This window comes from Niveispirillum sp. CC-CTL257 (assembly GCF_059489915.1).
In genome coordinates, this window is the sequence record NZ_JCAJXE010000001.1 from 1230851 (window position 1) to 1243535 (window position 12685).

Here is a 12685-nt window from a genome sequence, read left to right on the forward strand (position 1 = left end):
GGAGAAGTCCCATGTCCGGGCGCACGCCCTATTACATCACCACGCCGATCTATTATGTGAACGATGCGCCGCATGTCGGCCACGCTTACACGACGATCGCCTGCGACGTGATGGCCCGCTTCAAGCGGCTGGATGGTTTCGACGTCAAGTTCTTGACCGGCACCGACGAGCATGGCCAGAAGGTACAGAAGTCGGCGGAGGCGTTCGGCACCACCCCGCAGGAGCTGGCGGACAGGAATTCCCAGAATTTCAGGGACTTGGCCAAGCTGCTTAACGTCAGCAATGATGATTTCATTCGCACGACCGAGGCCCGCCATATCAAGGCGGTGCAGTTCCTGTGGGAACGGCTGCTGGAAAGCGGCGATGTCTATCTGGGCAGCTATAGCGGCTGGTATTCCGTCCGTGACGAGGCCTATTACAACGAGGATGAGCTGACGGAACGCGATGGCCAGCGTTTCGCACCCACGGGGGCGCCCGTCGAATGGGTCGAGGAACCCAGCTATTTCTTCCGCCTGTCCGCCTATGCCGAACCGCTCTTGAGGCTGTACGAAGAACAGCCGCAATTCATCATGCCGTCGGGCAAGCGGTCGGAAGTGATCAGCTTTGTGAAGGGCAGCCTTCGCGACCTGTCGATCAGCCGCACCACCTTCGACTGGGGCATCAAGGTTCCGGGCGATGAAAAGCACGTGATGTATGTCTGGCTGGACGCGCTGGCCAATTACATCACCGCCGTCGGCTATCCCGATGAAAGCGCTGAGTTTTCCAGGTTCTGGCCGGCCGACCTGCATATGGTGGGCAAGGATATCCTGCGCTTCCACACCGTCTATTGGCCGGCCTTCCTGATGGCGGCCAAGCTGCCGCTGCCCCGCCGCGTCTTCGCCCATGGCTGGTGGACGGTGGAAGGCGAGAAGATGTCCAAGTCGCTGGGCAATGTGGTCAAGCCCGCCGACCTGATCGAGACCTATGGCCTGGACCAGACCCGCTACTTCCTGATGCGGGAAATCCCGTTCGGCAATGATGGCGACTTTTCCAAGCGCGCCATGGCACAGCGGATCAATGTCGATTTGGCCAATGGTTACGGCAACTTGTGCCAACGCGTTCTTTCCATGATTCAAAAGTATCATGGGGGTCAGTTGCCCGCACCAGACGCGCTCAGCGGTGATGACCACGCCCTGCTGAATGCCGCCAAGGGCATGCTGGATGCCGTGCGGGCCGAACTGGACGTTCAGGCCTTTAACAAGGCCTTGGATGCCATCTGGCACGTCGTGGACGAGGCCAACCGCTATGTTCAGGAAATGGCTCCCTGGACCCTGTCAAAGACCGACACGGTGCGGCTGGGCACGGTGCTGTACACGCTGGCCGATGTCATTCGCCAACTGGCAATCATGACCCAGCCCTTCATGCCCGAAACCAGCAACCGCATCCTGGATCTGCTGGTGGTGCCGACTGACCAGCGTGGCTTTGCCAATCTGGCCGCCAATCCGCTGACGCCCGGCACGCCGCTTCCGGCACCGACGCCGGCTTTCCCGCGCTATGTCGCGCCGGAGGAGGCGAAGTGATGCTGGTCGACAGCCATTGCCATCTGGATTTCCCCGACTTCGCGCCGGAGCGTGATGCCGTGGTCCAGCGTGCCCGCGATGCGGGTGTCGGCCTGATGCTGACCATCTGCACCCATATCAGCCGCTTCGGCCAAGTGCATGATATCGCCATGAATTATGACGATGTCTATTGCACCCTGGGCGTTCACCCGCATCAGGCGGCCGAAGAGTTCCCGCTGTGCAGCGAGGCTGAACTGCTGCGTCTGGCGGGGCAGCCGAAGGTGGTCGGCATCGGGGAGACGGGGCTGGATTATTTCTACGAAAAGTCGCCGCGCGACGTGCAGCAGGAAAGCTTCCGCCGCCATATCCGCGCCTGCCTTGAAACCGACCTGCCCATCATCGTCCATACCCGTGACGCGGATGAGGATACGATCCGCATCCTGCGGGAAGAGGGGCAGGGGCGTCTGCGGGGTCTGCTGCATTGTTTCAGCAGCAGCCGGCAACTGGCTGAACAGGCTTTGGAAATCGGCTTCTACATCTCGCTGTCCGGCATCCTGACCTTCAAGAAGTCGGAAGATTTACGGGATACTGCCGCCATTGTGCCAATGGACCGGCTGCTGGTGGAAACCGATGCCCCCTATCTGGCCCCGGTGCCCATGCGGGGCAAGCGGAATGAGCCGGCCTTCGTCGCCCATACGGCGGCCACGCTGGCCGACGTAAAGGGCGTGGACGCCGCCACCATGGCCAGCGTCTCCACCGCCAATTTCCTGCGTCTTTTCAACAAGGTGCCGGCATCGGCTCTGAAGGCGGCGTAATGTCCGCGATGGATGATCTGCGCGTCACCATCCTGGGCTGCGGCGGGTCGGGCGGGGTGCCACTGGTCGGCAATGTCTGGGGTAATGCTGACCCGGCAGAGCCCCGCAATCGCCGCCGCCGGCCCTCCATTCTGGTCCAGAACCGGGACACGACCATCCTGGTCGATACCGGTCCGGACATGCGCGAACAGCTGAACGATGCCGGGGTGAAGCGGCTGGACGGGGTTCTTTACACCCATGCTCATGCCGACCATGCCCATGGTATTGACGATCTGCGCGCCGTGAACTGGCTGCAGCACGCGCCGGTGCAGCTCTATGGTGATCCCAGCACTATGGACATCCTGACCCGGCGCTTTGATTACTGCTTCGCGGCGGCAGAGGTGAAGCCGCCTTTTTTCCCGCGTCCTGTCCTGATACCCAATGTCATCACCGGTCCACTGACCATTGGTTCCATTGAGATTTTACCGTTCGTGCAGGATCACGGCTTTTCCGAAAGTCTGGGCTTTCGCTTCGGACCCATCGGCTATTCCACCGATGTCGTGAACCTGTCGGATGAGGCATTTGATATCCTGGCTGGGGTCGACACCTGGATCGTCGATTGCGTGCGGGTGTCGCCGCCGCATCCTGTCCATGCCCATTGGGAGATCACGCGCCGCTGGATCGAACGGCTGCGCCCCCGCCGGGCTGTTCTGACCCACATGAACCAGACCATGGATTACGCCACCCTGCGTGCCATGCTGCCGCCGGGCGTCGAACCCGGCTATGATGGCATGGTGCTGGTGCCGGGCGGGCAGGGGGACTAACAATTCAAGCTAATAAGCTGTTTTGAAAGGAATAAGCATGGCCCCGCTGCGTACCGCCCTTGTCGGTTTCGGCTATGCCAGCCAGACCTTTCATGCTCCGCTGATTGCCGCCACACCGGGCCTTGAGCTGGCTTGCATTGTCTCCTCCAATGCCGGCAAGGTGCGTCTCCATTGGAAAGATGTCGCCGTCGCGCCAGATATCAGCACCATCCTGGCCGATCCCGACATTGATCTTGTAGTGATCGCCACTCCCAACGATACCCATGCCGATCTGGCGCGGCGTGCGCTGCGGGCCGGCAAGCATGTGGTGGTCGATAAACCCTTTACCGTGACCCTGGACGAAGCGCGCTCGCTGGCAGCGTTGGCGCAGCAGACCGGACGTGTATTGTCCGTTTTCCATAATCGGCGCTGGGATGCCGATTTCCTGACCCTGTCAGCCTTGATCAAGGATGGCGCCCTGGGCCGGGTGACGCAGTTCGAAAGCCATTTCGACCGCTTCCGGCCCGTTCCGCGTGATCGCTGGCGGGAAAGGGCCGGGGTTCCGGGGGCCGGTCTATGGTACGATCTGGGGCCGCACGTCATTGATCAGGCTCTTTGCCTGTTCGGTCGACCGCAAAGCCTTTGGGCCGATATCGGGACACAACGGCCCGGCGGCGGTGCCACTGACTATTTCCACGCCATCCTGCGCTACGCTGACGGGCTTCGCGTCATCCTTCACGGCTCCATGCTGACGGCGGATAGCGGCCTGCGCTTTGCCGTCCATGGGGACACGGGCAGCTTTGTAAAACATGGCCTCGACAGCCAGGAGGAGATGCTGAAGGCCGGGAATGTGCCCGGCAGCCCTGACTGGGGCCAGGACCTTCAGCCTGGACGACTGACCCGAACCGCTTCTGATGGGGCGCTTGAAGCTGTGGTTTATGCGGGATCTCCCGGTGATTATCGCCGCTATTACACAGAAGTGGCGGACGCCATCAGAGACGGCAAACCAAACCCTGTGACTGCCGGTCAAGCTATCGACGTTATGGAGTTGATTGAAGTAGGCATTGACAGTGCATCGACAGAACGCACCGTAACACTTTGATTTGGCTTGGATATATTTTCCATAATCTTAATTATCGATCTACGCAATGTAGGCGCAAAGTTAAAATGTCAGTCCTGGGCAAGATAGAAATGTCAGTCTCTGGATCGGTTTTGGCCGGTTTGGAGGCTGCCATGGGAGAGCACTATTCGCACCTGAGTTTGGCGGAACGGCGCCGGATTGACGAGATGTTCCAGGCAAAGATCGGGCCGGATGGTCGCCCATCCGGCCCAGTTCTCACCTGTTTCCGGGAGCGTGAACCGGTCAGGCGGCGCGTGCCTCGGCGAGGTAACGTTCGACCTGCTGCGACAGCCTGCCAGCACCGAAGCTCAGTTCATCAGCGCTCCCCCGCACCTGGGCAGCAGCTGCTCCCGTTTCGCCAGTCGCCTGATTGACGCCGCTGATATGCTCCGTCACATCACGGGTACCGGCGGCAGCCTGGGTGATATTGCTGGCGATTTCCCGCGTGGCGGCCTGCTGCTGCTCCACGGCGGCGGAGATGGCGGCGGCGGTCGAATGCAGTTCGCGGATCATGTCCGTCATGCCACGCAGCGCGCTGCCGGCCCGGCCCGATGCCGCCTGAATCTCCTCCACCTTCTGGCGGATACGGTCGGTGGCCTGGGCGGTTTGCGTGGCCAGGCCCTTCACCTCCCCCGCCACGACGGCAAAGCCCTTGCCAGCTTCCCCGGCACGCGCTGCTTCGATCGTGGCATTCAGGGCCAGAAGGTTGGTCTGGCTAGCGATGGCTTTGATCAGTTCGACCACCTCACCCACTTCCCGTGCGCTGTCGGTCAGCTGACGCATCATCTCATCGGCCTGCGAGGCCTCCTGTTCCGCCATGCTGGTCCGGCTGTTGGAGGCCTCCGCCTGCCGGCCGATTTCCTGGATGGAGGCCGCAAGTTCCTCTGTGGCACTGGCAACGGCCGCGACATTGGCGCTGGCCTCCTCGGCAGCGGCGGCCACGGCCACGGACTGGCCGCTGGCATTATTGGCCGTCATGCTCAAGGCGTCGGCAGCACGGGCCATCTCCTCGGCAGCCTGGGCCACCAGATCGACCACACCCTTCACATTCATCTCAAAGTCATTGGTCAGATTGACCTGCTGCGTCACCAACGACCAGGTGAGCATAGGGGCGACATACCGGCCTTCGCTGTCCAGGATGGCTGTCACCCTCAGATCCATAACCTCGCCACCCAGCTTGATCTTAGCACGGTGAGGCAGGTTGGCGGGGTTGGATAGAAGCCGGCGTTGATGTTCGGGATGCTTGTGCAGAATGTCGATGGACTGGCCCACCAGTTCCTCGACCTTGCACGGCAGCAGATGCTCAACCGTCTTCAGCACTTCGACACTGCGCTTGTTCATATAGTTGATGCGGAAATTGTCGGCCGGGTCACAAGTCATCACGCCCAATGGCGCATCGGCGATCATCTGGGCCTGGGCAAAAGCCTTGGCCACGGTCCCTCGCAGCGTATCGAATGCCTGCGCGATCCGCCCGATCTCATCCCGGCGGCTCCAGCCCATCGCACGGGTAGCCTTACCGGCTGCCAGTTCGGTGATGGCCGCACTGACCCGGTTCAACGGCACCACGACCGCCCGTGCCAGCCCAACGGCGGAGAGCAGCGCCACCAGCGCCGCCGCCGCGATCACTGACCACAATATGTCCAGCATGCCGTGCAAGCCCTCATCCGCGATCATCGACCGGTCCGCGAGCTGTGTCCGTTCCGCCCCTTCCACCGCATCCAGGGCCTTGCTCAACCGCGCCATGATGGGGGCGCTGACATGCTGGGCCACCATATTCCGCGCGGCCTGAAGTCCACCGGTCTGCACGGCCAGTGCGATCTCGCGGTCGGCGACCTGTGTCTGCCAATCCGCCGCAGCCGCCCCGATCTCCCGCAACTGCGCCTGCATCGACCCGTCGCCGTGGGACAGCGTCATGGCTTCCGCCATGGCCTTGTCGAAGTTTGTGCGGGCCGGCGCGATGGGCGCTAGAAATTCCTTATCCCCCGTCACCAGAAAGGCGCGCAGGGCGCTTTCCTGCTGCTGGATTGATTGCTGCAGGGTCGAGACCTTATCCAGTACCTGATAGCTTTCGGTATTCAGATCGACTGCTTCATGGGTACGGTTAAGGAAGCCGGTGATCCCAACGCCCGACAGGGCCACCACGCCGATCACCACACCGAATGCCAATGACAACTTGCCCGTAACGGAAATATTTGAAAGATAAGACCGCATAACACGCTCCCTTTTTGGTATGGCGATTTCTTCGCCTGGGTTCAGCGTGCGCCCTGATTATTACCTGAATTTTAACAGAATGGGTTGACAAGGTTGAAAGGATGGAAACTATCCATTTGCACACGTATTACTGGAAAATAGTTCGGCAGGAACAGCAACCCTTAATAAGAAACCCCGGCATCTTTCGATACCGGGGCTATCCTTATCACCGTTCAGTCAGGGGCCTTCAGGCCACGCCCAACTTGCGGTCATCTTCGCGCTTACGGGCCGGCTGATAGGCGATGGCCGCATGTTCCGCGCAATAGGGCAGACCGTTCAGTGACGGCTTGCCGCAGAAATGGAAGTCCGGCGACTTCGGGTCGCCGACCGGCCATTTGCACATACGTTCCGTCAGGGACAGGATCGTGGCGCCCTTGGTCGGCTTCTTCTTAATGGGCGACGGCCGACCGGACAGGCCCAGACGGTGCGCCTTACCGATCACGGCATTGCGGGTAACATTGCCCAACAGCTCGGCGATCTCGCTGGCACTCATGCCTTGACCCCAAAGCTGGCGCAGCTTCTCAACGCGCTCTTCGCTCCAGGTGCTTTCCGTCGCTTCCACGCTCCAGGTCCCCTTGTGCTATGGCAATTACCGAAACCGGAACAGATAGTTCACCACATTGACGGGTCCAGCCCCGAACCCTGCGGATCGCTGTCTTATCCATTATCCGGCCACTAAATATGGTGGCCTGTTGGATGTGAACCTACCAAATTTGAGTCGCCTTGGGTAGGGGGCGCGGTACGGATTCCTGTGGGTAACTCCGTTACCTATCCGAAGGGGGAAGAAGGACTATATGCCCCCTTCCCCACCCCATCCTTTGCGCTTATTGCCCGGCAGCGGCAGAGAAGCCGTTGGCGCCGTCAAAGCTGTACAGGCTGGCCGTCTGCACCACATCCAGGCCGGCATCAGCGAAGCGGCCCAGCAGGCTGATGATGGCGGCATGGCTCACCGGTGCCTTGCCATCGCCCAGCAGGCGCAGGCGCCAATGGTCGGTGCAGAAAGTTTCCGGTGCCCCGTCGGGCCAGACCTTCTGACCACGGTTAGAGATCATGGACAGCTTCAGATCGCCGCCGACCAGACCGGCCACGCGCTGGGCCATGTCGTCGCCATTGCCGCCCTTGTGATCCAGGAACACATCCACGCCGATCAGCTTCTTATCAGCCCGCGGATAGTCCTTCAGCGCGATGCCGGCAAAGCTGGACTTCTCGCCCACCTGATAGGAGGCGGGGATGAGCTGGTTGGGACGCTCACCCAGACGGTCAATCAGATTCTGCGCGAAATCGCGGGTGCCGACACGGGCCTTGGATACGCCGCGCTTAAAGATATCGACAGTGTGGATACCATCCTCAATCATGCGCAGCCAGGCATTGTGGATCTTCTCCGCCGCCTCCGCCTGACCGATATGGACCAGCATCATCACCGAAGCCAGGATCAGGCCCGACGGGTTGGCAATGTTCTTGCCGGCGATGGTGGGGGCAGAGCCGTGGATGGCCTCGAACATCGCGCACTGGTCGCCGATGTTGGAGGACCCGGCCAGACCGACTGAACCCGTGATCTGGGCCGCAATATCGGAGATGATGTCGCCATAGAGGTTCAGCGTGACGATCACGTCGAACTGCTCCGGCGTGTCGGCCAGACGGGCGGCACCGATATCGACGATCATGCTCTCATGTTCGATATCGGGATATTCGGCGGCAATCTCGTCGAAGACGCGATGGAACAGGCCATCGCTGATCTTCATGATATTGTCCTTCACGAAGGCCGTCACCTTGCGGCGATGGTTCGCGCGTGCATATTCAAAGGCGTAGCGGATGATCTTTTCCGAACCGGGCCGGGTGATCAGCTTTACCGCCTGCGTCACTTCCTGCGTCTGACGGTATTCGATACCGGCATACAGGTCTTCCTCATTCTCGCGCACGATGACCACATCCATGGTCGGGTGCTTGGTCGATACATAAGGATGATAGGACACGCACGGGCGGATATTGGCGTAAAGGCCTAGCGCGCCACGGATCGTGACGTTCAGCGACTTGTACCCGCCTCCCTGCGGCGTAGTGATCGGGGCCTTCAGGAACACCTTAGTCCGGCGCAGGCTTTCCCAGGCGCTGGGCTCCATGCCGTTCATGATGCCGCGCTTATAGACGCTTTCACCGATCTGGATTTCCTCGAACGCCAGATTAGCACCCGATGCCTGCAGCACTTCAAGCGTGGCGTCCATGATCTCGGGGCCGATGCCGTCGCCGCGCGCGATGGTAATGGGGGTAGGTTCGGTCATGTGATGGTTCCTTTCGTCAATGCCCGTCCCCTTCAGCGGGGTTTGCCGGGCCTGGCGGACGCGAAGTTAATCCCGTTACCGTTTTCGCACAATCGCACCGAAGGTCGGGGCGGCCCTGACCCGGCGGCGCAAGTCACGGATCACAAAGAACTTTTGTGTCTAAACCACCCCTTCCCCCGATATTTTTCGTGACGGGGCGACGAACCGCCCTGTGAAACACTGTGCAACATCCCGGCATCGCGTGTTTCATAGGACGTGCCGGACAAGCCCGTGAAACGCTGTGCAACATCCTTGTCTCAAGCTTGGGGAGCAGTCCACGGCGGATGTGAAACCCTGTGCAACATGGTTTCGCGGCGTGTTTCACAGCGGATACAGTTGTAGCGGTGCGGGCTTCAGCCTAACAAAAAACCGATGCCGGCGGGAGAGTTGATCAGCGCATCAGTTCCCGCATGCCCGCATCCAGCCCGGCCAGGGTCAGCGGATACATGCGGCCCGCCATAATCTTCTGGAAGATGCCGATCGACTGCGTATAGGACCAGTAGCGCTCATCCGCCGGGTTCAGCCAGATGGCGTGGGTGTACTTGTCCAGCAGGCGGCGCATCCAGACAATGCCCGCCTCCTCATTGAAATGCTCCACCGATCCGCCGGGCTGCGTGATCTCATAGGGACTCATGGAGGCATCGCCGACAAAGACCAGCTTATAGTCAGGGCCATAGGTGTTGATGACGTCGAAGGTGGACAGTTTTTCCACATGCCGGCGCTTATTATCCTTCCACACGCCTTCATAGACGCAATTGTGAAAGTAATAATATTCCAGATGCTTGAACTCCCCGCGCGCGGCACTGAACAGTTCCTCACACAAGCGGATATGGTCATCCATTGAGCCGCCAACATCCAGGAACAGCAGCACCTTCACGGCGTTATGCCGTTCCGGCACCATCTTGATGTCCAGCCAGCCCGCATTGCGCGCCGTTGAACTGATCGTGTCAGGCAGGTCCAGCACATCGGCGGCCCCCTGGCGTGCGAATTTGCGCAGACGGCGGAGCGCCACCTTGATGTTGCGGGTGCCCAGTTCGACGCTGTCATCCAGATTGCGAAATTCCCGCTTGTCCCAGACCTTCACGGCCCGGCGATGGCGGCTGCCATCCTGGCCGATGCGCACGCCTTCTGGGTTATAGCCATGGGCGCCGAAAGGGCTGGTCCCCGCCGTGCCGATCCATTTATTGCCGCCCTGGTGGCGCCCCGATTGTTCGGCCAGTCGCTGCGCCAGCGTCTCCATCAGCTTGTCCCAGCCGCCCAGCGCCTCGATCTGCGCCTTTTCCTCCTCGGTCAGGAATTTCTCGGCCAGCTTGCGCAGCCATTCGTCGGGGATACGGGCTGTCAGTTCCTCAGCGCCGATGGCAGCAGAGCCTTCCAAGCCCTTGAAAACAGTCGCGAAAACCCGGTCAAACTTGTCGAGATTACGCTCATCCTTCACCAGGATGGCGCGCGACAGGTAGTAGAAGTCCTCCACCGCATAGCCGGCGATGCCGGCCTGCATCGCCTCCATCAGCGCCAGATATTCCTTCAGGCTGACGGGCACGCCGGCCTTGCGCAGGTCATAGAAGAAGCCGGTGAACATGGGTCGTCACGCATTCATGCAGGGGCTGATGAGAGGCCAGTCTAACACGCGTTTGGTTCAGGCCGCGACATCGTCGCGCAAAACCAGGGGCCGGTACCAAAGCGCGATGGTGCCTTCACGGCCCCTAAGGGGCATTTCCTCCACCCGCCGGTAACCCGCCAGGGCGGTCTCTCCATCGGTCACCAGGGCGGCCCCCGCCACCTCGTCAGAGATGACGATGCCAGCTTCCAGTTCCCGGGTCAGATGCATCAGGCGGCTGGCGACATTGACGGTATCGCCGATGACCGTAAATTCCAGCCGCTGATCCGATCCGATATCGCCGGCCACCACGGCCCCGTAATGTACGCCGATGCCCAGCCCCACCAGGGGCAGGCCCCGGGCTGCGCGCTCCCGGTTCCAGTCGTCGATGGCATCCTGCATGTCGTGGGCGCACGCTAAAGCGGCGGCGGGGTCCCGGCCGCTGGGTGCCAGCAGGCCAAAGGTGGCCATGACGCAGTCGCCGATATATTTGTCGACGGTGCCGCCATGGGTAAAGACGGCCTGCTCCATGCGGATGCGGAACTGACGCAACAGGTCAATGATCTCACCCGCCGGCGCATTCTCGCACAGGCGGGTGAAACCCGTCAGATCGGCGAACAGCACGGAGACGACACGGGTATTGGGCTGTGACAGGGGACTGTCGCTGGCGGCCAGCCGTTCCACCATGTCCGGCGAGAAATAACGGGCCAGGTTTGCCCGCTCACACTCGGTCGCGGCCTGACTGACCAGCAGCATTTTGGACCGTCGCACTGCCGCCGCCAGGGTCAGGGCCACCAGTATCAGGACCAACACCTGACTGAGCCAGCCAGGCAGGTCCACATAATAGGGGTCCAGCATGACCTCGAATATCTCGGTGAGGCTGGTGCTGTGATAGGGCCAGTCCATCGGCATGGTGAAGGTTCGCGGCTCCCGCAGCGCGTGCACGATGACCGCCGACCAGGACAGGGCAGCGGTCAACCCGCTCCACACCACCAGGGCCGGGCGCTGCAACGTGGCCGAACTCGCCACCATCAGGAAGAAAACGGCAAACCAGACGCTGCGCGTGGTCAGGGCGGCTGGCATCACCTCCCCGCTGAAAATAACGGGGACCGTCATCACCGCAGCAATGGTGGCATTGTCGAACGCAACCGAGGCGAACAGGTGCCAGGGCCGGAACAGCCGCGTGCGGTGCAGGGCCCACAGCCCCAGGCCGTTACAGGCCAGGATCGCGATGCAGATGTAGGCCGCAATGTTCCCGACCGACTGGTCCAGCGCGGCAATCCAGCTGAGGATAGCGCCCAGGCCGATCAGCCGGGCCCAGGTGGCCATTTCGATCCCGCGCGACTGCTCACGCGCGAACACGGCCTTCAGCCGCGCTTCCGCCCCCAGATTGCGATCTGACAGGTTGCTCATGCCACCCTTCCCCACCGCCATTGCAAGCGGCTTTGTCCCCTGATCACCAAGCTAACGCGACAACGGGTCTTTATGACAGGGCCAAGCATCAACCCACCCCAGCCGATCCCGCAAGCTGGGCGACCATGAACGGCAATCATGGAAGGTTGATGGCAAGGATATGGTTCTTCACATCCTCCATTTGCAGCCGTCGTTGCTTTTTGCAAATTCCCGCGCACTAATTGCCTAATGCATTGCATATTTTAACAAACCCTCCCTTGGGCGCGCGATTTTAACCCCGGATTCTGCCCTTATCCGATTGGCATACTCCGTGCAGCAGGAGTGATCAGAAAGGCCGATGCCTTCCCAGAAATAAAAGCTCAGACGGAGCCGACATCATGACCAAGTTCTTCGCCAAGACCGCCGCCGCTGCCGCCATCGCCGTTGCTTTCGCTGCTCCGGCCATGGCCCAGAACGCGTCCGGTACGATCCAGCTGAAGGGCAATGTCGCTCTGTCCTGCACCATCGCCGTCCAGGACCTGAACCAGTCGCTGGCCCTGAAGGCCGGTGAAACCGCCAAGACGGTCGGTTCGGTCACTGAGACCTGCAATTCCGGCTCCGGCTACAAGATCACGCTGGCCTCCGCCAACGCCGGCAAGCTGAAGTCCGGCAACTTCACCATCGATTACTCCGTCAATTATGACGGCCAGGGTGGCGCGCTGACCAGCCAGATGGTCGTTGACCGCTCTACCGCCCAGTTCGGCAAGAAGTCCGACCTGAAGGTCACCATCGCCGCCTCCGACCAGTATATCGCCGGCGACTATGCCGACACTGTCACGGTCACCATCGCCGCCAAGTAAGCTTACCGACCAA

At 61.0% G+C, this 12685-nt stretch carries 10 protein-coding genes; 5 read left to right on the top strand and 5 right to left on the bottom strand.

Features of this window, described 5'->3' with window-relative positions:
- Nucleotides 1-11: 11 nt before the first annotated feature.
- From metG to ABC729_RS05940, 4 genes are read left to right on the top strand one after another with little or no spacing between them, the layout of a single operon-like run.
- Nucleotides 12-1559, top strand: a complete 1548-nt coding sequence (metG, locus tag ABC729_RS05925; RefSeq protein ID WP_495606715.1) for a methionine--tRNA ligase — start codon at nt 12-14, stop codon at nt 1557-1559.
- The gene (locus ABC729_RS05930) at nt 1559-2353 is read left to right on the top strand and encodes a TatD family hydrolase (RefSeq protein ID WP_495606716.1); all 795 of its coding nucleotides are present in this window, start codon (nt 1559-1561) and stop codon (nt 2351-2353) included. Before metG ends, ABC729_RS05930 begins: the two co-directional genes overlap by 1 nt.
- The gene (locus tag ABC729_RS05935) at nt 2353-3156 is read left to right on the top strand and encodes an MBL fold metallo-hydrolase (RefSeq protein ID WP_495606717.1); all 804 of its coding nucleotides are present in this window, start codon (nt 2353-2355) and stop codon (nt 3154-3156) included. The genes ABC729_RS05930 and ABC729_RS05935 overlap by 1 nt, the downstream gene beginning before the upstream one ends.
- A gap of 37 nt (nt 3157-3193) precedes the next feature.
- Entirely contained in the window at nt 3194-4237 is a 1044-nt protein-coding gene (locus ABC729_RS05940; RefSeq protein WP_495606718.1) for an oxidoreductase, read from the top strand.
- Between the two features lie 261 nt (nt 4238-4498).
- Here the strand turns inward: ABC729_RS05940 and ABC729_RS05945 are convergent, their stop codons facing one another.
- The 5 genes from ABC729_RS05945 to ABC729_RS05965 all read right to left on the bottom strand — a co-directional run bounded on the left by ABC729_RS05945 (nt 4499) and on the right by ABC729_RS05965 (nt 11833).
- Nucleotides 4499-6466, bottom strand: coding sequence for a methyl-accepting chemotaxis protein (locus ABC729_RS05945; RefSeq protein ID WP_495606719.1), 1968 nt, complete (start codon nt 6464-6466; stop codon nt 4499-4501).
- A gap of 226 nt (nt 6467-6692) precedes the next feature.
- Complete coding sequence (locus ABC729_RS05950; protein WP_082372212.1) at nt 6693-7067, bottom strand: GcrA family cell cycle regulator; 375 nt, start codon at nt 7065-7067, stop codon at nt 6693-6695.
- 262 nt (nt 7068-7329) lie between these two features.
- The gene (locus ABC729_RS05955) at nt 7330-8781 is read right to left on the bottom strand and encodes an NADP-dependent isocitrate dehydrogenase (protein WP_495606720.1); all 1452 of its coding nucleotides are present in this window, start codon (nt 8779-8781) and stop codon (nt 7330-7332) included.
- Between the two features lie 430 nt (nt 8782-9211).
- The gene (locus ABC729_RS05960; protein ID WP_495606721.1) at nt 9212-10402 is read right to left on the bottom strand and encodes a vWA domain-containing protein; all 1191 of its coding nucleotides are present in this window, start codon (nt 10400-10402) and stop codon (nt 9212-9214) included.
- Nucleotides 10403-10459: 57 nt separating this feature from the next.
- Nucleotides 10460-11833: an adenylate/guanylate cyclase domain-containing protein gene (locus ABC729_RS05965; RefSeq protein WP_495606722.1), complete on the bottom strand. Its 1374-nt coding sequence runs from the start codon at nt 11831-11833 to the stop codon at nt 10460-10462.
- Between the two features lie 377 nt (nt 11834-12210).
- Here ABC729_RS05965 and ABC729_RS05970 point away from each other — a divergent pair, with 377 nt between their 5' ends.
- Nucleotides 12211-12672, top strand: a complete 462-nt coding sequence (locus ABC729_RS05970) for a hypothetical protein (protein ID WP_495606723.1) — start codon at nt 12211-12213, stop codon at nt 12670-12672.
- Nucleotides 12673-12685: the final 13 nt, after the last annotated feature.